The organism is Amycolatopsis sp. NPDC051903 (assembly GCF_044452505.1).
Lineage (GTDB): Bacteria > Actinomycetota > Actinomycetes > Mycobacteriales > Pseudonocardiaceae > Amycolatopsis.
In genome coordinates, this window is the sequence record NZ_JBITBT010000017.1 from 46,441 (window position 1) to 69,008 (window position 22,568).

At 72.7% G+C, this 22,568-nt stretch carries 16 protein-coding genes and 1 pseudogene; 7 read left to right on the plus strand and 10 right to left on the minus strand.

Features of this window, described 5'->3' with window-relative positions; translation table 11 throughout:
* Window positions 1–43 precede the first annotated feature (43 nt).
* From ACIA77_RS29770 to ACIA77_RS29780, 3 genes are all read right to left on the minus strand, one after another.
* Window positions 44–1,798, minus strand: a complete 1,755-nt coding sequence (locus tag ACIA77_RS29770) for an FAD-dependent oxidoreductase (RefSeq protein WP_395889302.1) — start codon at window positions 1,796–1,798, stop codon at window positions 44–46.
* A gap of 14 nt (window positions 1,799–1,812) precedes the next feature.
* Window positions 1,813–3,735 carry a maleylacetate reductase and hydroxyquinol 1,2-dioxygenase domain-containing protein gene (locus tag ACIA77_RS29775; RefSeq protein ID WP_395889303.1) on the minus strand — a complete coding sequence of 641 codons (1,923 nt, stop codon included), beginning with the start codon at window positions 3,733–3,735 and terminating at the stop codon, window positions 1,813–1,815.
* A gap of 105 nt (window positions 3,736–3,840) precedes the next feature.
* Window positions 3,841–4,722, minus strand: coding sequence for a helix-turn-helix domain-containing protein (locus tag ACIA77_RS29780; RefSeq protein ID WP_395889304.1), 882 nt, complete (start codon window positions 4,720–4,722; stop codon window positions 3,841–3,843).
* 394 nt (window positions 4,723–5,116) lie between these two features.
* Here ACIA77_RS29780 and ACIA77_RS29785 point away from each other — a divergent pair.
* A pseudogene (locus ACIA77_RS29785) lies at window positions 5,117–5,290 on the plus strand (IS30 family transposase); the annotation flags it as partial.
* Window positions 5,291–5,363: 73 nt separating this feature from the next.
* On the opposite strand, the gene ACIA77_RS29790 reads toward ACIA77_RS29785, so the two are convergent.
* On the minus strand, window positions 5,364–6,188 hold the full coding sequence (locus ACIA77_RS29790; RefSeq protein WP_395889305.1) for an NAD-dependent epimerase/dehydratase family protein: 825 nt from the start codon (window positions 6,186–6,188) through the stop codon (window positions 5,364–5,366).
* A gap of 40 nt (window positions 6,189–6,228) precedes the next feature.
* On the minus strand, window positions 6,229–7,044 hold the full coding sequence (locus tag ACIA77_RS29795) for an IclR family transcriptional regulator (RefSeq protein ID WP_395889306.1): 816 nt from the start codon (window positions 7,042–7,044) through the stop codon (window positions 6,229–6,231).
* A gap of 217 nt (window positions 7,045–7,261) precedes the next feature.
* Here ACIA77_RS29795 and ACIA77_RS29800 point away from each other — a divergent pair, with 217 nt between their 5' ends.
* The 6 genes from ACIA77_RS29800 to ACIA77_RS29825 all read left to right on the plus strand — a co-directional run bounded on the left by ACIA77_RS29800 (window position 7,262) and on the right by ACIA77_RS29825 (window position 16,157).
* Complete coding sequence (locus tag ACIA77_RS29800; RefSeq protein WP_395889307.1) at window positions 7,262–8,200, plus strand: 5-dehydro-4-deoxyglucarate dehydratase; 939 nt, start codon at window positions 7,262–7,264, stop codon at window positions 8,198–8,200.
* The gene (locus ACIA77_RS29805; protein ID WP_395889308.1) at window positions 8,200–9,459 is read left to right on the plus strand and encodes a glucarate dehydratase family protein; all 1,260 of its coding nucleotides are present in this window, start codon (window positions 8,200–8,202) and stop codon (window positions 9,457–9,459) included. The genes ACIA77_RS29800 and ACIA77_RS29805 overlap by 1 nt, the downstream gene beginning before the upstream one ends.
* 4 nt (window positions 9,460–9,463) lie before the next feature.
* Window positions 9,464–10,612, plus strand: a complete 1,149-nt coding sequence (locus ACIA77_RS29810) for a hypothetical protein (RefSeq protein WP_395889309.1) — start codon at window positions 9,464–9,466, stop codon at window positions 10,610–10,612.
* A gap of 54 nt (window positions 10,613–10,666) precedes the next feature.
* Complete coding sequence (locus ACIA77_RS29815; RefSeq protein ID WP_395889310.1) at window positions 10,667–12,121, plus strand: aldehyde dehydrogenase (NADP(+)); 1,455 nt, start codon at window positions 10,667–10,669, stop codon at window positions 12,119–12,121.
* 88 nt (window positions 12,122–12,209) lie between these two features.
* Window positions 12,210–14,576 (plus strand): polysaccharide lyase 8 family protein, encoded by a 2,367-nt coding sequence (locus tag ACIA77_RS29820; protein ID WP_395889311.1) that lies wholly within the window; start codon window positions 12,210–12,212, stop codon window positions 14,574–14,576.
* 102 nt (window positions 14,577–14,678) lie between these two features.
* Window positions 14,679–16,157 (plus strand): flavin-containing monooxygenase, encoded by a 1,479-nt coding sequence (locus tag ACIA77_RS29825; RefSeq protein WP_395889395.1) that lies wholly within the window; start codon window positions 14,679–14,681, stop codon window positions 16,155–16,157.
* Window positions 16,158–16,481: 324 nt separating this feature from the next.
* On the opposite strand, the gene ykgO is transcribed toward ACIA77_RS29825, so the two are convergent.
* The 5 genes from ykgO to ACIA77_RS29850 form a co-directional block, all read right to left on the minus strand.
* Entirely contained in the window at window positions 16,482–16,604 is a 123-nt protein-coding gene (gene ykgO, locus ACIA77_RS29830; RefSeq protein ID WP_204095298.1) for a type B 50S ribosomal protein L36, read from the minus strand.
* Window positions 16,605–16,671: 67 nt separating this feature from the next.
* Window positions 16,672–17,841 (minus strand): VWA domain-containing protein, encoded by a 1,170-nt coding sequence (locus ACIA77_RS29835; protein ID WP_395889312.1) that lies wholly within the window; start codon window positions 17,839–17,841, stop codon window positions 16,672–16,674.
* Window positions 17,838–20,018 (minus strand): DUF5682 family protein, encoded by a 2,181-nt coding sequence (locus ACIA77_RS29840; RefSeq protein WP_395889313.1) that lies wholly within the window; start codon window positions 20,016–20,018, stop codon window positions 17,838–17,840. Before ACIA77_RS29840 ends, ACIA77_RS29835 begins: the two co-directional genes overlap by 4 nt.
* Window positions 20,015–21,100 carry an AAA family ATPase gene (locus ACIA77_RS29845; RefSeq protein WP_395889314.1) on the minus strand — a complete coding sequence of 362 codons (1,086 nt, stop codon included), beginning with the start codon at window positions 21,098–21,100 and terminating at the stop codon, window positions 20,015–20,017. The genes ACIA77_RS29840 and ACIA77_RS29845 overlap by 4 nt, the downstream gene beginning before the upstream one ends.
* Window positions 21,097–22,539 carry a DUF5691 domain-containing protein gene (locus ACIA77_RS29850; RefSeq protein ID WP_395889315.1) on the minus strand — a complete coding sequence of 481 codons (1,443 nt, stop codon included), beginning with the start codon at window positions 22,537–22,539 and terminating at the stop codon, window positions 21,097–21,099. The genes ACIA77_RS29845 and ACIA77_RS29850 overlap by 4 nt, the downstream gene beginning before the upstream one ends.
* Between the last annotated feature and the right edge of the window lie 29 nt (window positions 22,540–22,568).

A 22,568-nucleotide genomic window follows, 5' to 3' on the forward strand; every position in this document is an offset into this window, starting at 1 on the left:
GCCGGGGAAGGCCGGCTCCACGGGCGGACGCGGGGGAAACCGCTCAGGCTCGGGAGAGCACCGACTTCAGCGCGGCGAGCAGCTTCGCCGTCGCGTCGGGCTCCGGGGCCGCGGTCACGTGGCGCCAGGCGATGTAGCCGTCGGGGCGGACGAGCAGGGCGCCGGCTTCGTCGATCTCGCTCGTGCGGGTCCAGTCGCCGTAGGAGTCGCGGGCGCCGTCGGCGCCGACGGTCACCACACGCAGGTCCAGGCCGAGCTCGGCGGCCGCCTTTTCGGCCGCCACGCGCCACGCGGTGCCCGAGAGCCCGGTGACCACGGTGAACTTGCCGCGCCCCACCAGGTCCAAAGTGGACTCCCGGCGGCCGTGGGCGCCGACGAGCCACACGTGCGGGATCTTCGCGCCCGGCGTGGTCGTCGCGTGGTGGAACAGCTCCGCGTCGCGGCCATCGGGCGCCGGGGCCGTGCCGTCCGGGAGCACGGCGCTCGAGGCGTAGCGCTGGTCGAGCTCGACGCCGTGGGCGTTGAACTCGTAGTTCTTCAGCTCGATCGCCTTCTCCAGCTGCCGCCGGCGGCGCGCGCCGTCCTCGGTGGCGGCTTCGCAGGCGGCGAGGCCGGCCGCGATGCCGGCGGAGTCCGTGTCGCCCCCGATGCCGAGGGTTTCGAAGATCGGGCCGAACTGGTCGCGCGAGAGGTTCGCGCGGTCCACGATCTGCTTGCCCACCGGCGCGCGCTCGGCCGAGTACGTCTCCAGCAGCCCCTCGCCGGCTTCGCCGCGCACGACCATCGCGAGCTTCCACGCGAGGTTGAACGAGTCCTGGACGGACGTGTTGGAGCCCAGGCCGTTCGACGGCGGGTGCCGGTGCACCGCGTCGCCGGCGCAGAACACGCGGCCGCTGGAGTACTGCGTGGCGTAGGAGTGGTTGACCGTCCACAACGACGTCGAGGTGATCTCGACCTCGAGCCCGGGGTCGCCGATCAGGTCGCGCACGATCCGCGTGGCCTCGTCGACGTCGACCTCCGGCGGAGCACCGGCGATGTCGTAGCCCCACACGAGCAGCCACTCGTTCCACGGCCGCACCATGCGCACCAGGCCCATGCCGATGCCGCCCATGTGCGCGCCCGGCCGCATGACCCAGTACAGGACGCTCGGCCGGTGCGCGACGTACTTCGCGAGGTCGGCCCTGAACGTGATGTTCATCGAACCCGCCTTGCCGGTTTCGCCGGCGATCGGCAGCCCGGCCTGCTCCGCGACGCGGCTGCGGGCCCCGTCGGCCCCGATCAGGTACCGCGCCCGCAGCGTGAACTCGTCGCCGCGCACGCGGTCGAGGAAGCGGGCCGTGACGCCGTCGGCGTCCTGGGTGTAGTCGACGAACTCGGTGTCCAGCCGCAGCTTCGCGCCGCGCTGGGCGGCGTTGGAGACCAGGATCGGCTCGAGGTAGGTCTGCGGCAGGTCGATCATGTGGCACGGGCTCGCCGCGCCGTACTCGGTCGCCGAGCGGTCCCCGGTGCCCCAGCTGGCGATGCGGCCGATCTCGTTGCCCGCCAGCGAGGTGCAGAGCACCGTGTCGCCCATCAGCTCGGGCGGCGTGCCCTGCGCCAGCGCCTGGTCCTCGACGCCGAGGTCGCGCAGGACCTCCATGCCGCGCTGGTTGGTGATGTGGGCCCGCGGCGTGTTGGCCGTCCAGCCGTACTTGGTGGCCAGGACCGTACGCACGCCGTAGGTCGCCAGTGCCAGCGCGGCCGAACCGCCCGCCGGCCCGCTGCCGACCACGATCACGTCGGTGTCGAACTCGTTCATGCCGTTGATCCTCGTCAGTGCTCGGGAGCGGGGGAGATGCGGAAGGTGAAGTCGAGCCGGCGCCAGTGGGCGGGCTCGCGGCCGTCGGGCGCGGGGCCGGACTGCTCGGCGAAGTCCACGATCAGGCCGTCCTTGACACCGAACACGGTGTCGGAGTCGAGGTAGTCACCGCCCTTGACGAACAGCTGCGTCACCAGCGTCCGGTAACCCGGCTTCGCGATGAGGAAGTGCACGTGCGGCGCGCGGTAGGGGTGCCGGCCGACCGAGTCGAGCATCTGCCCGACCGGGCCGTCGGCCGGGATCGGGTAGGCCGAGGGCACGATCGTCCAGAACCGCAGCCGGCCTTCGGCGTCGGTGCGGAAGCGGGCGCGCAGCACCGGCCCGTCGACGTCGGGCAGCTGCACGTCGTAGAAACCGTCCTCATTGGACTGCCACACGTCCACGACCGCGTCGGCCACCGGGGCGCCGTCCGGGTCGGTCACGCGCACGTCCGTCCACAGCGGAGTGCCGGGCAGCCCCTCGGCGAGGTCCGCACCCTGTGCCGTCTCCGGCGGGCCCTGCACGTAGAACGGGCCGAGCACCGCGGACGGCGTGGTGTCGGGCGTGCGCGAATTGGTGAGCACGTCGACCACACTGGACACCCCGAGGGTGTCGGACAGCAGGATGAACTCCTGGCGCTTGTCGTCGGTGAGGTGCCCGGCGCGGGTCAGGAACTCGATCGCGAACTCCCACTCCTGCTGCGTGAGGTCGGTGCGCACCACGTAGGAGTGCAGCGTGCGCACGAGGTCCTGCAGCAGTTCCCGCAGCCGCGGGCTGGGCGTCGAGGAGAAGCTGTCCACGACCTCCCGGGTCAGGGCGCGCAGGTCCGGTTTGGTGCCTTCGGCCGGCGCCGGGCGGGTGCCGGCCCAGGCTTGGCGCACCAGGTCTTCGATGCCCTCGCGGGTGATCTCGCGCGGGTTCGGGTACGGCTTGGCCGAAGCGATCTCGGCGGCTTTCGCGATGTCGGCTTCGGCGAAGCCCAGTTCGGCCAGCGAGTGCGGCACCGGCAGGCTCGCGATGAGGTCGTACACGCCGGTCGCGGCGTCGGGCGCGCCGAGCGCCTCCGCGATCCGCCGCATGGCCTCCGGGGCGCCCGGGGTGTTGTAGGCCATGGCGTAGGGCAGCACGACGGTGTGGGTCTCGGAGTGCGGCAGGCCGAAGCTGCCGCCGAGCGTGTGGCACAGCTTGTGGTGCAGCGCCATGCCGACGGAGCCGAGGCAGGTGCCGGCGAGCCACGCGGCGCGCAGGGCCTCGCCGCGGGCGTCCACATCGGACGCGTCGGCGGCGATGCGCGGCAGCGCGGAGGCCAGCAGGCGGATCGCCTCGAGCGCGAACTGGTCGACGATCGGGTTGGCGTCGGGGGAGTACAGCGCCTCCACCGCGTGCGCCATCGCGTTGATCCCGCTCGTGAGCGACACCTCGACGGGCAGCTTGAGGGTGAGGTCGACGTCGTACACCACGACCTCGGGCAGCACCTTCGGCGTGGTCTGCGTGGTCTTGCGCCCCTCGGCCGTCTCGCCGATCACGGGCGTCATCTCCGACCCGGCGTAGGTGGTCGGCACGATGATCTGCGGCAGGTCCGTGCGCAGCGCGATCGCCTTGGCGAGCCCGGTCGTCGAGCCGCCGCCGATGGCGAGCACGCAGTCGACGTCGTTCTCGGTCACGACCTTGAGCGCGCGCTCGGTCACGTCCACCGGGGTGTGCATCGCGGCCTCGTCGAACCGGGCGGCCAGCAGCGGGCCGAGCGCGTCGGCGACGCGGCCCACGGGCCCGGCCAGCGGCGGGCTGCCCAGCAGCAGGACGCGGGTGGCGCCGAGCCGGCGCACTTCGTCCGGCAACGTGGCGACGGTGCCGCTGCCGAACACGACCCGGGCCGGGTTGGCGGTGTAGCTGAACATCGTTGGTCCTTCCACGCGGGTGCCTCGAGTATCCGGACGATGCGGCCGGGTTTCCTGCACGTTCCTGCCGCACCGGCAGCACGAAACGCGCGCGCCCGGGCTTTGTTACCCGTCGCGGCGGATGGCGCCCGGGGTGGTGCCCAGCTGGGTGCGCAGCACGCGCGTGAGGTGCTCCTGGTGGGAGAAGCCGCAGCGGGCAGCGATGTCGGCGATCGGGTCGCTGCTGGTGCGCAGGAGCAGGCCGGCCTGTTCGACGCGCAGGCGCAGCAGGTACTGGTGCGGGGGCAGCCCGGTGCGGGCCTTGAAGCGGCGTGCGAACCGGCTGACGCTCAGCCCGGTCGCGGCGGCGAGTTCCGCCAGGCCCAGCGGTTCCGACAGGCGTTCGGTCATCAGCTCGCGGACCCGGTCGAACTGCCGGTCCGACAGCGCCGACGCGGCGGGGGCGGGCTCGCCGGAGGTGCGGCCCGCGCGGTGGCGGCGCGCCAGGTGTGTGGCCACCAGCGCGCACAGCTGGTCGGCGTAGGTGCGGGCGCTCGGCTCCCAGTCGCGGACGACCCCGTCGAGCGACAGCAGCAGCTGTTCGAGCAGGGGGTCGACGGTGCCGAGTTCCTCCGCGAGCCGCACCGGCGTGTCGGTCTCCGCGGCCTGTTGCACCGCGGAGTCGGCGACGTAGACGTGCAGCGTGTCGAGCTCACCGCCGAGCTCCACGGCCAGGTCGGCGTGCGAGGGCTGCAGGAACAGGCCACCGGCCGGGACGCGCCGCATCTGCTCGGCCGGCGTGCCGAAGCGCCGCCGGACCGTCACGGGCCCGGCGAGGTGCAGGATCAGCTGGTGCGTCGGCGCCGCCGCGAACAGCCCGCGGTGGGGCCGTTCGTGCTGCTTGGACAGGTACACCGACTCCCAGCCGAGGCCGGCGCTGGTGCGCTCGGGGCGGATCCACGGCAACGCGAGGATGCCGTTGGTGTCGGCGGCCGAGAGCTCACCCACCACGTCCTCCTCGCCTCGACCGACCGGATGCCCCGAGTGTAGGCGTCCGGCACCCCGGGCCGGGACGGGTGAAGGCCCGCCGGGCAGCGTGGGTTCTGGGAGTCGCTGCATACCCCGGTTCGAGGGGCGCGGTGGACGTTCCGGTCCAGGTGGAGCGCGGGCCTCAGGGCAAGTTCGCGGCCACCGGTGAGCTGCGCCGGGCCGTGCTGGACAATCCGGGCTGCAGGTGCTGCGACGGGTTTTCCCGACCAGCCGGAGGTGCACGTGACCCGCGAAGCGAACTACCAGGCCCTCTACCTGCAGGGACGTGGTGGGCTGCGCCGCGCACCGGCCGCATCGTGCGCACCCCGGTGCCCCGGACGACGTCAGCCGCGACTCCCCAGCCCTGGCAACGGGCTCCAACGAGAACACCAACGGCCTGCTGCGCTGACACTTCCCCGAAGGCAGCGACCTCTCCGTCCACAGCCCCGAACATCTCGCCGCCGAGCTCAACGGCCGTCCACGCAAAACGCTCGGCTGGGAGATCCCAGCCGAGCGCTTGGCTGAACTCCTGACCACAACCCGATGATCAACTCGTGGTGCGACGACCCTCGGAATCCACCCGGGCCGGCGGGCCTTCGGGGCAAGCGGGCGGGGCTCGGTCAGAGCGGGTTGAACGCGCCCAGCGGAGCCGTGCAGAACGGGCCGCCCACGAACTCCGCGGCGGCGCCGGTCGGGGCAGGCTTGTCGGCGAGCTGGTCGGCGTAGGCCTCGGCGTTGTCGAGGGACTTGTAGCCCAGCGCTTCGGCCTCGGCGAGCGAGTACACGCGCCGCGTGTTGTCGGAGACGCCCCAGATCAGGCGGTAGCCCGGCGACGGGGTGCTGAGGCAGGCTTCGAAGAGGCGGGCGCCGTCGTCGGGGGAGAGCCACGTGGTCAGCCCGCGCGGGCCGAGCGGCAGCGGTGTCTCGAAGCACGAGCCGATGCGGACCACGATCACGTCCATGCCGAAGCGCGACGCGTAGAGGCTGCCGAGCGCTTCGATGGCCGCCTTGCTCACGCCGTAGTAGGTGTCGGGGCGCGGGCTCGAATCGGCGGGGAGGCCGGAGTCGCCTGCGTCGGCGTTGCGGCGGAAGCCGACAGCGTGGTTGCTCGACGCGAGGACCACGCGCTTGATCCCGGCCTCGCGGGCGGCTTCCAGCACCGTGTGGGTGCCGCCGACGTTGACGTCGAGCGTGGCCTCCCACGAGTTCTCGCGGCTGTGCCCGCCGAGGTGGATCAGGGCGTCGGCTCCCGCGCAGGCCGCGGCCATGGCGGCGGGGTCGGTGACGGAGCCGGTCACGAGCTCGACGGCTTCACCCGGCTCGGCCGGGGCCTGCTCGGCCAGGTCGAGCAGCCGCAGCACCCGGCCGGGTTTGCGCAGCCGCGGGCGCATCAGGGTGCCGACGATGCCTGCCGATCCGGTGATCAGCACGCGCTGGTCTGCCATGGGGTTCCTCTCGAAACGCAGAAACGGGGAAAGGCGGCGGTCAGCGGATGCCGGCGCGGCGCAGCTGCTGCCCGAGCTCGGCGGTCGTCTCGGCCAGCAGCTCGCCGACGCGCTGGACGTCGGCGTCGGTCACCTGGCCGACCGGCATCGAGCAGCTCATCGCGTCGGTGCCGGGGATGCGGTAGGGGATCACGGCGGCGACGCACCGCACGCCGAGCGTGCCTTCTTCGATCTCGGCGGCGTACCCGCGGTCGCGGGTGCGCGCGAGGTCGGCGTGCAGCGCTTCGCGCGTGGTGATCGTGTTCGGGGTCAGCGGCGCGAGCTTGGCCGGCACCAGGTCTTCGATCTCGTCGTGCGTCAGCTCGGCCAGCAAAGCCTTGCCCAGCGCGGTGGCGTGGGCCGGCAACGTGCGGCCGACGCGCGAGACGAGGTGCGTCGAATGCTGCGATTCGCGGGTTTCGAGGTACACGACCTCGGTGCCGTTGCGGCGCGCGAAGTGGGCCGTGAAGCCGGTCTTCTCGCGGATGCGCTCCAGCGCCTCGGTGGCGAACGGGACGATCGCGTCGCGGTCGAGGTAAGCGGTGCCGCAGATCAGCGCGCGCACGCCGAGGCGGTAGCGCGCGGTGTTGGCGTCGGCCTCGAGCCAGCCGGCTTCGAGGAGGGTGCGCAGCAGGCCGTGGAGGCTGGAGCGCGGGAAGCCGGTGCGCGCGTGCAGGTCCGAGAGGGAGAGCCACACGTCGTTGGCCGCGAAGGTCTCGATGAGGTCGATCGCGCGCCGCGCCGACTTGACGCCCGCGCTCTCCGCACCGGGCGTGGCGCCGCGCGCCGCGTCCGCGGTGTCCAGCTTCTGCGCCATGTGCGTCCTCCCACCGGGCCGTTGACTTGTGACTCCGGCCATATTAGCGTCCCGAACAGCGTTCTTATGGATGAACATAGTCAGCATAACAGACTCCATTCAAGAATGTGAACACCGGGAGTACCTCGAGCGCGGAGGCGGCGCCGGTGGGATCGTCGAACCCGTGGCCGGGCACGCCACCCGGACGCCCCGACGAGGACGGAAAGAGCAGAAACTGATGGCACAGCCCAAGATCGAGCTGGACGGCTTGCTGGCGTTCCCGCTGACGCCGTTCACCGAGGACCTCGAGGTGAACCTCGACGGGTTCGCGGAGAACGTGGAAAGCCACGTGGCCGCCGGTGCGGGGGCGTTGTTCGTCGCTTGCGGTACGGGGGAGTTCAGCTCGCTGTCGCCGGACGAGGTCTCGGCGCTGCTGGCCCGGGCCAGGGACGTCGTGGGTGGGCGGGTGCCGGTGTGGATCGGCGCCGGCGGTGGTGCCGCCGCGGCCCGCGCGGGCGTCGCGGCCGCGCAGGCGGGCGGGGCCGACGGGGTGCTGTTGCTGCCGCCGTACCTGGTCACGGGTCCGCAGCCGGGGCTGGTCGACTTCGTGCGCTACGCGGTGGGCGACACGTCGGTGCCGGTGATCGTGTACCACCGCAGCACGGGGGTGTTCACGGCGCCGGCGGCGGCGCGGCTGCTCGACATCCCGTCGGTGGTGGGGCTCAAGGACGGCTACGGGGACCCGGAGGTGATGACGCGGATCGTGACCACGATCCGGTCGCTGGGCACGGAGCGGGCGCGGGAGTTCTTGTTCTTCAACGGATTGCCCACGGCGGAGGTGTCGGCGAAGGCCTACGCGGCGATCGGCGTGGCGCGGTATTCCTCGGCGGTGCACTGCTTCGCGCCGGAGATCGCGCACCGGTTCCACCGCGCGCTGGCCGAGGGGGACCACGCGGTGATGGACGCGCTGCTGGCCGGGTTCTACCTGCCGCTGGTGGCGCTGCGGGACGAGACGCCGGGGTTCGCGGTGTCGCTGGTCAAGGCCGCCGCCCGCCTGCGCGGGGACAAGGTCGGCACGGTGCGGCCGCCGCTGGTGGAGCCGACGGCCGCGCAGATCGACCGCCTCGGCGTGATCGTGGAGCGCGGGTTCGAGGTCCTGAAGGGGATCGAGGGCTGATGAAGATCCGGGACGTGGTGCTCACGCCGGTCGCGTTCGCGGATCCGCCGCTGCTGAACGTGATGGGCGTGCACGAACCCTTCGCCCTGCGCAGCGTCGTGCAGCTGATCTGCGACGACGGGGTCGTCGGGCTCGGCGAATCCTACGGCGACGCGGCGTTCCTGGGCGAGGTGCGCAAGGTCGTGCCCGAACTGGCGGGGCACGACGTGTTCGACCTGCCCGGCCTCAAACGCCTGATCGCCCGCTCGCTGGCCGGCACGGTGCTGACCGACGAACACGGGCTGATCGGCGGGTTCTCCATCCGCAAGACCATCGCCAGCGTGTACTCGCTGTTCGAGGTCGCCTGCCTCGACGCCCAGGGCCATTACCTCGACCGCCCGGTCGTCGACCTGCTCGGCGGCCGGGCCCGCGACGCGGTGGACTTCTCCGCGTACCTGTTCTACAAGTACGGCCGCCACGTCGATGCGTCCACTGAGGACAGTTGGGGTGAGGTGATCACTCCGGACGCCTTGGTCGGTGAGGCCAAGCGGATGATCGAGCGGTACGGGTTCGGCTCGATCAAGCTCAAGGGCGGGGTTTTCCCGCCGGACGAGGAGATCGACGGCATCCGGGCGCTCGCGGAGGCGTTCCCGGGCCACCCGCTGCGGATCGACCCGAACGCCGCCTGGACGCCGGCCACGAGCATTCGCGTCGCGCGTGAGCTCGACGGCGTCCTGGAGTACCTGGAAGACCCCACGCCCGGGATCGACGGGATGGCGAAGGTCGCGGCCGAGGCGAGCATGCCGCTGGCGACCAACATGTGCGTGGTCAACTTCGGCGACGTCGAACCCGCCTTCCGGGCCCGCGCGATCGGCGTGCTGTTGTCGGACCACCACTTCTGGGGCGGGATGCGCGACACCCAAGCCCTTTCGGTCGCGTGCGAGGCCTTCGGTGTCGGGTTGTCGATGCACTCCAACAGCCACCTCGGCATCAGCCTCGCGGCCATGGTGCACGTCGCCGCCGCCACCCCGCACCTGACCTACGCCTGCGACACCCACTGGCCGTGGAAGACCACCGACGTGATCGCGCCGGGGACACTGGAGTTCGTCGACGGCGCCGTCGCCGTTCCGGACAAACCCGGCCTGGGCGTCGAACTCGATCCGGACGCGCTGGCCCGCGCGCACGAAGACTTCCTCCGCTGCGGACTCACGAAACGGGACGACGTGACCTACATGCGCCGCTACACCCGCGGCTTCGAACCGAACACGGCGAGGTGGTGACGCCGTGAAGGTGACCGGCTACGCCTACCCCTGGGACGTCCTCGGCGACCCGGGTTTCATCTCGCGTGTGCGGGACCTCGAGATCGACGAGGTCGCCGTCGCGCTGACCTACCACAGCACGCGCGCGGCGACGCCGTATTCGCCCGAGCGCACGTCGGTGATCGCGCGCACCGCGGCGAGCTACCGGCCCGAGCGCGAAGCAGCGTGGGGCGGCCGCGAGCTGCGGCCGGCGGCGCCGGACTGGGTCGCGCAGCCCGACAGCGGCGGCGACGCCGTGCGCCTGCTCAACGCCGCGGGCGTGCCCGCCGCCGCGTGGCTCGTGTTCACGCACAATTCCCAGCTGGGCACGGAGTTCCCGCAGTACACGGTGCGGAACTGCTTCGGCGAGTCCTACCCGTGGGCGCTGTGCCCGGCGCAGCCCGCCGTGCGCGAGTACGCGGCGACGCTGACCGCCGAGGCCGTCGCGGGGCTGCAGCTCTCGTCGGTGATCCTCGAGGCGTGCGGCCCGCTCGGCGCCGTGCACCAGCACCAGCACGAGAAGACCGACGGCGTCTGGGCGCCCGCGGTCGCGCGGCTGCTGTCGATCTGCTGCTGCGAAGCGTGCGCCGAAGACTGGACCGGGTTCGATCCCGCCGAGGTGCGCGAGACGCTGCGCACCGAGGTGCACCGGCTGCTCGACACGGCCGACCTCGGCGTGACCGAAGACTGGCTGCCCGCGAAGCTCAAGGACACCGTGCTGGCCACGCGCCAGCGCGCCACCGACGCGCTGCGCGCCGCGGTGCTCGCCGAGCTCGAACCGGGCACCCGGATCGTGCTCCACGGCGCGCTCGATCCGTGGGTGACCGGCGCGCTGCCGGGCCTCACGCCGGCCGCGGCGGACGACGCGGCGTCGGTCGTGCTGCAGAACTGGGCCCCGGGCCGGGGCAGCGTCGACACCGTGGCCGCGGCGCGTCGGGCGCTGCCCGGCGACGTCGCGATCGGCAGCTACGTCACCGCGGTCGCCGCGAGCCCCGTGCCGGACATCGAGGCCTACGTGACCGAGCTCGGCAAGGCCGGCGCCGCCGAGCTGCACCTCTACCATCTGGGTTTGGCGGGCCCCGGCCGGTGGCCGGACCTGCACGCCGCCACGGCGGCGGCGCACGCCGTGCGGTGACGCACGGACCCGCTGGGCCCTGAACCCCGATCCACCGAGGAGACACGCCCCACCATGAGCCGAGAAACCTCCGCCCCGGAGCTCGAGCGCACCCTCGCCGCCGCGGCCGCGGCCGCCCGCCCGTTCGCGGCGGCCACGCCCGCCGAACGCGCCGGCTGGCTGGAAGCCGTCGCCGACGCCCTCGACGCCGACGCCGAGGAGCTCGTCGCCCTCGCCCACACCGAAACCCACCTGCCCGCCGCGCCGCGGCTGAAGGGCGAGCTCGCCCGCACGACGTTCCAGCTGCGCCTGTTCGGCCAGGTGCTGCGCGACGGCGCGTTCCTCGGCGCCACCGTCGACCACGCCGACGCCGAGTGGCCCATGGGCCCGCGGCCCGACATCCGCCGCGTGCTCGTGCCGATCGGGCCGACGCTGGTCTTCGCGGCCAGCAACTTCCCGTTCGCGTTCAGCGTCGCGGGCGGCGACACCGCGTCGGCGCTGGCCGCGGGCTGCCCGGTGGTCCTCAAGGCGCACCCGGGTCACGAGGAGCTCTCCACGCGCACCGGCGACATCGTCGTGCGCGCGCTGGCCGCCGCGGGCGCGCCCGAGGGTGCGTTCGCCGTGATCCACGGGTTCGAGCAGGGCGTGACCGCGCTCAAGGACCCGCGCATCCAGGCCGCGTCGTTCACCGGCTCCGTGCCGGGTGGGCGCGCGCTGTTCGACATCGCCGTCTCGCGGCCCACGCCGATCCCGTTCTACGGCGAGCTCGGCAGCGTGAACCCGGTCGTCGTCACGCCGGGTGCGGTCGCCAAGCGCGGCGAGGCGGTGGCGAAGGCGTACGCGGGTTCGTTCTCGCTGGGCGCGGGCCAGTTCTGCACCAAGCCGGGCCTGCTGTTCCTGCCGGAGGGCCACGGCCTCGACGACGCGCTGCGCGAGGCCGTGTCGGGTGTCGCCAAGCAGCCGATGCTCAACGAGCGCATCGCGCAGGGCTTCGCGCACAAGCTCTCCGAGCTGCGCCAGGCGCCGGGCGTGGCCACGGTCGTCGACGGCACGCACCAGGGCGAGGCGTTCGCGCCGAGCCTGCTCACCACCACGGCCAAGGAGTTCCTGGCCGGCGGCGAAGCGGTGCGCGAGGAGCACTTCGGTCCCGCGTCGCTGATCGTCACCTACACCGACGCCGACGAGCTGGCCGGCGTGCTCGACACGCTGGAGCCGGGTCTGACCGCGACCGTGCAGGGCGAAGCGGACGAAGCCGACTACGTGCGCCCGCTGCTGCCGTCGCTGACGCGCATCGCGGGCCGGCTGCTGTGGAACGACTGGCCCACCGGCGTCACCGTCAGCTGGGCGCAGCAGCACGGCGGCCCGTACCCGGCCACCACCGCGCCCACGACCACTTCGGTCGGCACCGCGGCCATCGAGCGCTTCCTGCGCCCGGTGGCGTGGCAAGGCTTCCCCGACGCGCTGCTGCCCGAGCCGCTGCAGGAAGCCAACCCGTGGCAGCTGCCCCGGCGCACGGACGGGGAGCGCTGAACTTCCCTTTAACCGCAACCGATAACTGAATTCCTGGTCCCCGAAAATCCCGCAAGCCAAGGACGTCTTGATCCTGGGAGGGTTTGTCATGCCCGTAAACCGGAGAACTGCCCTGCGCGGCGGCGCCGTCGCGGCCGCCTCGGTCGCCCTGACCGCCGCCGCGCGCCCGGCCTTCGCGGCGGGTGTGGCACCCGCCGCGCCCACCGCGCCCGCCGATCCGCTGAAGACCATCGTCACCGGCTACCGCGAGCTGCAGACCGGGATCAACCGGCCCTCACCCGAGCGCACGGCCGCGCTGAAGAACCTCGGCCGCGTCGCGAAGGCGTACAACGACACGATGACCGTCACCGGCGGTCCACTGTGGACCGACCTGCCGCTGGGCCCGGGCAGCGACTACACGACGTCGATGTACGCACGGCTGCGGGCGATCGCCGTCGACTGGGGCACGCCCGGTGGCACGCTCTCGGGCGACCCGCAGGTGCTCGAGCGGATCAAGCAGGCCCTGGAGCTGATCTACGCGAGCCAGTACAACCCGCAGGTCGGCGAAATCGGCAACTGGTACACCTACGAGATCGGTGTGCCCTACTACGTGCTCCACACCCTCGTCACGGTCGCCGACGAGCTGACGGCCGACGAGCTCGCCCGCTATGTCAGCCCGATCAAGCGTTTCGTGGGCAACCCGAACGTGCGGGCCAACAGCCCGAGCACCGTCGAGACCGGCGCCAACCGCGCCGACAAGGCCTTGATCTCCATCGTCTCCGGCGCGCTGATCGGCGACACCGCATGGATCAGGACGGGCATCGACGCCCTCACCGACGTCGCGGGCGGCGGCGCGGCGAACCTCGTGGCCAAGCTGGACGAGTCGGGCGGCGACGGCTTCCACGTCGACGGCTCGTTCATCCAGCACGAAACCATTCCGTACCCCGGGCACTACGGCATCGTGCTGCTGACCGCGCTGTCGGGCGCGATCCACGTGACCGAAGGCACCGAGTACGCACTGCCCGAGGATCTCAAGCAGAAGATCTACGCCCTCGTGCCCGACACGTTCGCGCCGTGGGTCTACGCCGGCGCGCTGATGGAGCCGGTGCGCGGGCGCATGCTGTCGCGCCAGGGGGAGACGGGGCACGACATCGGCCACCAGCTCACCGTCGCGACGCTCGTGCTGGCGCGCTCGGCCACGGGCGCGGCGAAGGACCAGCTCTCGGGGCTCGCGGCGAAGTGGCTCTCCGAAGGCACGTACGCGCCGTTCCTCGAGATCCCGGACCCGGAACGGTTCGCGCCGGGGCCGGATCTCGTGGCGACACCGGGCATCGAGTTCGCGCAGGAGATGCTCGCGACGCACGTGCGGCCGGCGCCGATCACGGCCACGCACCGGATCTTCGCGCAGCAGGACCGGATGCTGCACGTGACCGAGGGCTGGTCGAGCGCGCTGGCCGTGGGGTCCACGCGGATCTCGCGCTACGAATCGATCAACGGCATGAACCAGCACGGCTGGTACGTCGGCGACGGCGTGCTGTACGTGTTCCTGCCGAACGCCAAGGGGCACTACTCCGACGCGTACTGGCCGACCGTCGACCCGCTGCTGCTGCCCGGCACGACCACGAAGACCGGTCCGACGGGCGCGCTGCAGTCCACGCCGATGTCGACCAGGGCCCACGTCGGCGGTGTCCAGTGGGACGCGCGCCACGGCGCGTGGGCGATGGACTTCGTCTCCCTCGACGGCACGCTCACCGCCAAGAAGTCGTGGTTCTTCACCCCGGCGGGCGTCGTCTGCCTCGGCGCCGGGATCACCGACGCGTCGGGCCGGCAGGTGCGCACCACGATCGAGAACCGCAACCTGGGGGAGAACGGCGGCGGCGCGCTGCTCGCCGATGCCCGGGTCCTCTCCGCGCAGCCGGGCAAGACCGCGGCGCTGCGCAACCCGCGCTGGCTGCACCTCGACGACGTCGGCGGCTACGTGCTGCTCGACAACGCGAACGTGACCGCTCTGCGCGAGGACCGCACCGGCGCGTGGCGCGACATCGACACGGGCGCGAACACCAAGGGCACGACCGATCCGTACACGCGGCGTTATCAGAAGCTCGTGATCGAGCACGGAGTGAAGCCGACCGACGCGAAGTACGCGTACGCGGTGTTGCCCGCGGCGTCGGTGGTCGGGACCGTCGCGTCGGTGCTCGCGTGGCGGGTCCGGGCGAACACATCCGCCGTTCAGGCGATTCGGTTGTGGGACAACACACTCCTCGCAAACTTCTACAAGGCGGATACTGTGGACGAGGTGACTGTCTCAGGCCCGGCCTCCGTGGCTCTGGGGCGCAGCGGCTCGGGCTGGCAGCTCGCCGTCTCGGATCCGACACAGCTGCAGGACAGCGTGCGGGTGACGGTGCGGCGCCAGACCGTGGAGGTGCCGCTGAAGGGCACCTTCGGCGCGACGCAGGTGGTGCACCTGCCGCGCTGAGTCCCGGCTCCCCCGCCGGGCCGGTGATTCCCGACCCGGCCCGGCGGGGCCCCACTTGCCGGTACGATCGAGGGCACGCTCGAGCCGGGGAGAGTGATCACGATCGCCACGCACGTCGACGTTCTCGTGGTAGGTGCGGGGCTGTCCGGGATCGGGGCGGCCTGCCGCCTGCAGCTGCGGACCCCCGGCAAGACGTACGCGGTGCTCGAGGCCCGCGACACCATCGGCGGCACGTGGGATCTCTTCCGCTACCCCGGCGTGCGCTCGGACTCGGACATGTTCACGCTCGGTTACCCGTTCCGGCCGTGGAAGGACCCGAAGGCCATCGCCGACGGCCCGTCGATCCTCAGCTACATCCGCTCCACGGCGACGGCCTACGACGTCGAGAAGCACATCCGGTTCGGCCACCGCGTGGTGCGGGCCGCGTGGTCCTCGGCCGACGCGCGCTGGACGGTGGAGGCCGAGCACGACGGTTCGGTCGTCACCTTCACGTGCTCGTTCCTGTACTTGTGCAGCGGTTACTACAGCTACGACAGCGGCCACGTCGTCGACTTCCCGGGCCGCGACGAGTTCGCCGGCACGATCGTGCACCCGCAGCACTGGCCTGATTCGCTGGACTACGCGGGCAAACGCGTGGTCGTCATCGGCAGCGGCGCCACGGCCGTGACGCTCGTGCCCGCCATGGCGGAGACCGCCGAGTCCGTGACGATGCTGCAGCGCTCGCCGACGTACGTGGTCGCCCGCCCGGGCGCCGACGCGCTGGCCGACCGGCTGCGCGCCGTGCTGCCCGAGCACCTGGCGCACCGCCTGGTGCGCGGCAAGAACGTGGTCATGGGCACCCTGTTCTTCCAGCTCATGCGGCGGTTACCCGAACGCGCCGCGGCGGTGCTGCGCGAGGCCGCCGCGAAGCAACTGCCCCCGTCCATCCCGGTCGACCCGCACTTCGTGCCCGAGTACAAACCGTGGGACCAGCGCCTGTGCCTGGTCCCCGACGCCGACCTGTTCCGCGCCCTGCGCGGCGGTAAGGCCGACGTGGTGACCGACCGCATCACCCGCTTCACCCCGTCGGGCATCCAGCTCGAATCGGGCCGGCACCTGCCCGCCGACGTCGTCGTCACGGCCACCGGCCTGCGCATGGTCGCGTTCGGCCAGATCGCGCTGACCGTCGACGGCCGTGCCATCGACCCGGGCTCCCAGCTCGTCTACAAGGGCATGATGTTCGGCGGCATCCCCAACCTGGCCTGGTGCGTCGGCTACACCAACAACTCCTGGACCCTGCGCGCCGACCTCGCCTCGCAGTACGTGTGCCGCCTCCTGACCCACATGGACCGCCACGGCTACACCACCTGCACCCCCGACCCCACCCGCGCCCCGGCCGGTCCGCTGCGCCCCGTCGTCGACCTCATGTCCGGCTACATCAAACGCGCCACCCCGAACCTGCCGAAACAAGCGGCCCGCCGCCCGTGGCTCATGCGCCAGAACTACCTCCTCGACCTGGCCGACATGCGCCTCAACCGCCTCGACGACGGCGTGATGGCCTTCCGCAAAGCCCACGAACGCATCCCCGTGCCAGCCGCCTGAGGAGTTTCGCTCCTGGGGTGCGGTGAGGAGCGTGGCTGACGCGGTCCTGCGCAGGGGCGTGTCGCGTGGCGTAGGCACCCCGAAGCTCAAGTGTGACTACGGCCGCTGACCCCGTGTCAAGGCGGGAAAGCGTGCCTTGACACGGGGTCGGCGGCCGTGTTCGGGCTTCGGATCGAGGTGCCGGGCAGGGGCTGGGTGCATCCTTCGTGGCGTTGTCGGGTGGCGATTTCGCAGGGGCTTCGACTCGCCTTGAGCTGTGGTCAGGGGGAAGGCAAAAGCGCCGCCTGCCTCCCAAGAGACAGACGGCGCCCACGTTTGCTCAGATCAACCCTGCCGAGCCTTGATCCGCGGGTTGTTCCGGTTGATCACGAAGATCTTCCCGTGCCGGCGAACCACCTGTGCACCAGGCTGGCGGGCCAGGGACCGAACCGAAGCGCGTACCTTCATCGCTCACCCCATCCTCTCCGAAGCCCTCGCCGAGCTTCTGTGGTCTACAACAGCATGACCGGTCGGTTTAATCCCCGAGGGCGGTCGACGCCCAGCGGCCCAGATCGTCTCGGCGCAGGGCCGCGGCCATGAGGTCCGGGAAGAGGTCGGGGGTGCAGGCGAAGGCCGGCACGCCGAGTTCGGCCAGGGCGGCCGCGTTGTCGTGGTCGTAGAAGGGGGCGCCCGAGTCGGACAGGGCGAGCAGGGTGACGACCTGCACGCCCGAGCCGACGAGTTCGCCGACGCGGTGCAGCAGTTCCTCGCGCACGCCGCCTTCGTACAGGTCGCTGATGAGCACCAGCAGCGTCTGCTCGGGGCGCTCGACGAGCTGCTGGCAGTAGGACAGCGCGCGGTTGATGTCCGTGCCACCGCCGAGCTGGGTGCCGAAGAGGAGGTCGACGGGGTCGTCGAGGTGCTCGGTGAGGTCGACCACGGCCGTGTCGAACGCGACGAACTTCGTGCTCAGCGCCCGCATCGACGCCAGCACGGCGCCGAACAGGCCGGAGTACACGACCGACTCGGCCATCGACCCGGATTGGTCGACGGCGAGGATCACCTCGCGCTGCACGCTGTGCTGCCGCCGCCCGAAGCCGATGAGCTTCTCGGGCACGACCGTCTTCAGCTCGGGGGAGAAGTGCTTCAGATTGGCGCGCACGGTGCGGTTCCAGTCGATGTCGGCCGCGCGCGGGCGTTGCGTGCGGGCCGCGCGGTCGAGCGCCCCGCGCACCGCCGCGCGCGTCGGCTCGGCCAGCCGCGCCTCGAGCTCGGCGACGACCGTGCGCACCACCGAGCGCGCGGTCTCCTTCGTCTCCTCGGGAAGCACGCCGTTGAGCGACAGCAGGGTGCCGACGAGGTGCACGTCCGGTTCGACGGCGCTCAGCAGCTCCGGCTCCATCAGCATGCGCGTGAGCCCCAGCCGGTCGACGGCGTCGCGCTGCATCACCTGGACCACGGAACCCGGGAAGTACCGGCGGATGTCGCCCAGCCACCGGGCCACTCGCGGCGCCGACGCGTTCAGGCCGCCGCCGCGCCGGTCGCCGTTGCGGGGCTCCTCGCGCTGGTCGTACAGCGCCGCCAGCACGCCGTCGACAGCACCGTCCTCTTCGGACAGTGAGAACCCGGTGCCCTCGGCGCCGCTGCCGCCGCCGAGCACGAGCCGCCAGCGGCGGAGCCGATCGGGGTGGTCCGCGTGCGTCATGACGTCGCTCCGATCAGGGTCGCGAGGACGGGCAGCGCGCTCGCCGCGCGGGTCTCGTCCACCTCGGCGGCGGGCCGGCGGTCCACTGGCGTCTTGCCGGACAACGTGGCCGCGCGTTCCCCGATGGCGCGCTTCTCCGGGCCCGCGAAGGCACCGAAGGTGCGCCGCAGCAAGGGAAGGACTTCGGTGAACACGTCGGGCGGGATCGTGCCGAGCCAGGTGTCGACCACGCGCAGCATGCGTTCGTCGTGCACGAGCAGGAGCGCGCCGCCCGCGAAGAAGCCCTCCACGTAGGCAGCGCCGCTCACCGGCGGGATACCCGGGGTGAGCGCGCGGCCGAGCCGCACCTCGACCTCCGTGCTGTCGAACCGGTCGGCGTCGTGCAGCAGCCGCACGACGCGCCCGGCCAGCAGCGGCGGCAGCGAATCGCGCGCGGACAGCTTCTCCAGTGCGACCAGCCAGCGCTCCCGCGCCGCGTCGCCCAGCAGCGTGGTGGCTTCGTGGACGTCGTCGACCAGCTCGCAGAACTTCGCGGCCGCCTCTTCGTCGATGCCGTGCGTCGCCGGCGGCAGGCCGGCGCAGACCCGCGTGAGCATCCGGTCCGCGACCTCTCGCAGCCGGTCGGTGTCCGTGCCGCGGACGTCGCCGTAGCGCGTCGCGCGCGCCAGCGGTGGCAACGCGGCCATCAGCTCGGCGACGTCGGTCACGGCCGCCCGCGCGTCGAGCGCCCCCAGTACGTCGGGCAACGCGTCGCCGAGGTCACCGAGCAGGCAGCCCTCGACCGCCGTGGTGATGTCGACCATCGGCGGATCGCTCGCCATCGCTTCGCGGACCCGCGCCGACGCGGCCGACGGCACGGTGGTGCCGTGGACCCCCGCGGCGATGAGGTCGACTTCGTACTCCGGCTCCCAGCTCAGCGTCCACGTCTCGCGGAACGTGCCCTTGCTGCGCACGGCCGAGTCCTCCGGCAACCCCCACGGGATGTCCAGCATCAGGAGCCGGTGCAGCAGCCGGGAACGCTCGAGCCCGCCGGGGGTGCGCAGATCGAGGTCGAGCTCGCGCGTGGCCGGCTCGCGCTTGAGCCGCAGCCGCCGCGCGGTCGCGACCAGGTCGGCCGCGAGCGGCGCCTGCGGGATGCTGTCGGGCACCTCACCCAGGAGCTCGCCCACGACGAGCCGGCGCGTAACGAGGTCCGCCTGCACGTCGTCGCCCGCGCACAGCACCGAGCGCGTCGCGGCGTCGACCTCCGCCAGCCCGGCCGAGGACCGCCCGCGCAGCGCCGCCAGCGTTTCGGCGAGCCGCACGGCTTCGATCACGTGCGCGGTCGAAACCGGCAGGTCCTCCTCGCGCAGCACTCCCGCGACGGCGGTGAGCCAGCGCGTGGTGACGTCGTCGGCTGTGGTGAACAGGTGGTGGTACCAGCCGGGGGAGCGCACGCCCGCGCCGTAGCCGCTGGCCGTGGCGAGCCGGCCGTGGGTCCACGGCACCCACGTGCACACCACCTTGCGCTTCGGGAGTCCTTTGAGGACGGTCTGGTCGCGGCTCGCCGGCGGCAGCGGGCCGGCCAGCGCGGGCACGTGCCACGCCCCGCAGACCACGGCGATGCGGTCGAAACCGTCCTTGCGGGTCTTGCGCAGCACGCCGCGCATGTACGCCTCGCGGCGCTGCTCGTGCTGGTCCGGCGGCTGTTCGCCTTCGCGCAGTGCGGTCATCGCCTCGGCGATCACCTCGAACGGCGACTCGTCGCCGCGGCGCGATTCGACGACGTCGTCCCACCAGCGTTCGGGGTCGTCGTACCCGCCGGCCGCCGCGAGCTCGGCGAGCGGATCGGCACGCGGCGCGCGAGCCTCACCGCCCGGCGCGAACTGGTGCGCGGCCGGCAGGTCGCAGAACCGCACCGGCACGCCCGCCTCCGTCGCCCACCGCAGCGCCTGCCACTCGGGGCTGAACACCGCGAACGGCCAGAACGCCGCGCGCGACACGTCGTCGGCCGCGTAGGCGAGCAGCGCGACCGGTGGCCGCAGGTCCTCGTCGGCGGCGAAGTCCACGAGCTTCTCGGCTTCCGGCGGGCCCTCGATGAGCACCACGTCGGGCTGCAGCTCGGCGAGCCGCCTGGCCACCGCCCGCGCCGAACCCGGCCCGTGGTGCCGGATCCCGAGCAGGTGGGTGGTGCTCATCCGCTGATCTCCTGCCCCGCGCGGTAGAAGTCGGCCCAGCCGTCGCGCTCGCGCACCACGGTTTCGAGGTACTCGATCCAGATCGCGCGGTCGGCCACCGGGTCCTTCACGACGGCGCCGTGGATGCCCGCCGCGACGTCCTGCGCGCGCAGCACCCCGTCGCCGAAGTGCGCGGCCAGCGCGAGCCCGCCGGTGAGCACGCTGATCGCCTCGGCCGTCGAGAGCGTGCCCGACGGCGTCTTCACGGCCGTGCGCCCGTCCTCGGTGCGGCCCGCGCGCAGCTCGCGGAACACCGTGACCACGCGGCGGATCTCGTTGAGCTCCACGGCTTCCGCGGGCAGCGCCAGCGACGCACCCAGCTGGGCGACGCGCCGGCTGACGATCTCCACCTCAGCGTCGGCGGTGTCCGGCAGCGGCAACACGACGGTGTTGAACCGGCGGCGCAACGCGCTCGACAGCTCGTTGACCCCCTTGTCGCGGTTGTTCGCCGTGGCGACGAGCGTGAAGCCGGGCCGCGCCTGCACCTCCGTGCCGAGCTCGGGGATCGGCAGGGTCTTCTCCGACAGGATCGTGATCAGCGAGTCCTGCACGTCGGCCGGGATGCGCGTGAGCTCTTCGAGCCGGGCGACCTTGCCGTCGCGCATCGCGCGCAGGATCGGGCTCTCCACGAGCGCGCGGTCGCTCGGCCCTTCGGCGATCAGGCGCGCGTAGTTCCAGCCGTAGCGGATCTGCTCTTCGGCCGTGCCGGCCGTGCCCTGCACGAGCAGGGTCGAGTCGCCACTGATGGCCGCCGAGAGGTGCTCGGAAACCCACGTCTTCGCGGTGCCCGGCACACCGAGCAGCAGCAGCGCGCGGTCCGTGGCGAGCGTGGCGACGGCGACTTCGACGAGCCGGCGCGGGCCTACGTACTTCGGCGTGATCTCGGTGCCGTCGGGCAGCGTGCCGCCCAGCAGGTACGTGACCACCGCCCACGGCGAGAGGTGCCACGAAGGCGGCTTCGCCCGGTCGTCGGCCGCGGCGAGCGCGGCGAGTTCGGCGGCGTACTCCTGCTCGGCGTGGGGCCGGAGGACTGCGGACGTCATGAGAGCTCCTCGTGCATTTCGCGGCGGAAGGTCAGGGTTTCGGCGACGCCGCGCCGCCACGGCGCGGCCTCGCCGGGATGCGGGATCGCGGCCAGGCGGTGGCGCAGGCACGCGGGCGGCACGGCCTTGGCGATGAGCGCGGCGGCGTGGGCCACCAGCCGGTGGTCCTGCTGCGCGGCGACCCAGTCGAGCAGCACGCGGCCCAGCTCTTCGGGCCACGGCCGCGGCAGGTCGAGGATCAGGCGCGTGAGTGCCTCGATCTTGAGGCCCCGCGCCAGTTTCGCGATGGTGGCGGCCTGCTTCGCCGGCGGCAGCACCCCGATCAGCGCGGCCGTGGCGCGGCTGCCGGGTTCGGCTTCGACGAGCGCCTGCGCCCACGCTTCGTCGCGCTGCCGGATCGCGGCCGTGGCCCAGCTCTCCCGGACGACCGCCAGCGGCGCGCCCTCCACGAGCAGGCCCACGAGGTCGGCCGGCGTGCCGAACTCCGCCCAGAACGCCAGGGGAGTGGCGGCGACGATCGCCCGCAGCCGCGCCGTGTCCTGGCCCGGCCCGTGGGGCACGCGGACGCCGTCGCGCACCAGCGTTTCGTCGGCACCGGGCGGGGTGAAGACCAGTACGCCGGCCCGCTGCGACCGCTGCCGCACGGTGACGCACGCGCGCAGGCGCGCGGCCATCCGCTCGCCGAACCCGGTCTCCGGCAACGAACCCAGCAGCCGCACGGCCGTGTCGCGCACGGCGGCCGCGCGATCGCCGAGCGCCGCGTCGAGGAACGGCTCGTCGCTCGGGGTCAGGTGCCCGCCCAGCAGCGTGAGGAACGTCGCCCGCAGGTCGGCCGGCTCGCTGCGCCAGGTGGCGGTGAGCGCCTCCCGCGCGGCCGCCGGTTCCTTCACCAGCGCGCGTTCGAGCCACGCCTGCCGCTGTGCCGGCGTGCCGTACTGCCACGCGTCGTCCCCGGCGTCCTCGGCCACCGTGACCAGGAACGCCCAGTCGGGGTTGCGCTCACCCAGCCACGCGCCGACCGGCCCCGCCAGCTCCGCCAGCGGTGCGCGCAGCGCGACCCGCGCCCGCGCGGCGTCGGCCAGGACCGGGATCTGCTCGGGCGCCACGCGGAAACCCCGGCGCGCCGCCGTCTGCAGCCACTCCTCCAGCAGCTCCGGGCGGTTGGCGTGCACCAGCCGCGCCAGCCGTTCCCGCGCCGCCGGCGGCACGAACGGCCGCGCGTCCGGTTTCGCCGGCTCTTCCCGGCGGGTGCCGGTCAGCGGTTGCCGCCCCGCGCGGCGGTAGTTGGCGAGCAGCGCCGCCGTGGTGAGCACGGCGTCGGCCTGGTCTTCGGGTTCGCGCGCCACCGCGCGCACCGCGTCCGGCAGCCCCGACGGGTCCAGGGCACGGCGCCGGGTGCCCAGCAGCGCGGTGCTGACGAGGTCCTCCCACGCCTTCATCGGACGACCACCGACAGGCGTTGTTCGCA

Excerpts from the sequence above, each read along its gene's own strand:
- ACIA77_RS29770 (WP_395889302.1), bottom strand. The coding sequence starts at position 1,798 with ATGAACGAGTTCGACACCGACGTGATCGTGGTCGGCAGCGGGCCGGCG.
- ACIA77_RS29775 (WP_395889303.1), bottom strand. The coding sequence starts at position 3,735 with ATGTTCAGCTACACCGCCAACCCGGCCCGGGTCGTGTTCGGCAGCGGC.
- ACIA77_RS29790 (WP_395889305.1), bottom strand. The coding sequence starts at position 6,188 with ATGGCAGACCAGCGCGTGCTGATCACCGGATCGGCAGGCATCGTCGGC.
- ACIA77_RS29795 (WP_395889306.1), bottom strand. The coding sequence starts at position 7,044 with ATGGCGCAGAAGCTGGACACCGCGGACGCGGCGCGCGGCGCCACGCCC.
- ACIA77_RS29800 (WP_395889307.1), top strand. The coding sequence starts at position 7,262 with ATGGCACAGCCCAAGATCGAGCTGGACGGCTTGCTGGCGTTCCCGCTG.
- ACIA77_RS29805 (WP_395889308.1), top strand. The coding sequence starts at position 8,200 with ATGAAGATCCGGGACGTGGTGCTCACGCCGGTCGCGTTCGCGGATCCG.
- ACIA77_RS29815 (WP_395889310.1), top strand. The coding sequence starts at position 10,667 with ATGAGCCGAGAAACCTCCGCCCCGGAGCTCGAGCGCACCCTCGCCGCC.
- ACIA77_RS29820 (WP_395889311.1), top strand. The coding sequence starts at position 12,210 with ATGCCCGTAAACCGGAGAACTGCCCTGCGCGGCGGCGCCGTCGCGGCC.
- ykgO (WP_204095298.1), bottom strand. The coding sequence starts at position 16,604 with ATGAAGGTACGCGCTTCGGTTCGGTCCCTGGCCCGCCAGCCTGGTGCA.
- ACIA77_RS29835 (WP_395889312.1), bottom strand. The coding sequence starts at position 17,841 with ATGACGCACGCGGACCACCCCGATCGGCTCCGCCGCTGGCGGCTCGTG.
- ACIA77_RS29840 (WP_395889313.1), bottom strand. The coding sequence starts at position 20,018 with ATGAGCACCACCCACCTGCTCGGGATCCGGCACCACGGGCCGGGTTCG.
- ACIA77_RS29845 (WP_395889314.1), bottom strand. The coding sequence starts at position 21,100 with ATGACGTCCGCAGTCCTCCGGCCCCACGCCGAGCAGGAGTACGCCGCC.
- ACIA77_RS29850 (WP_395889315.1), bottom strand. The coding sequence starts at position 22,539 with ATGAAGGCGTGGGAGGACCTCGTCAGCACCGCGCTGCTGGGCACCCGG.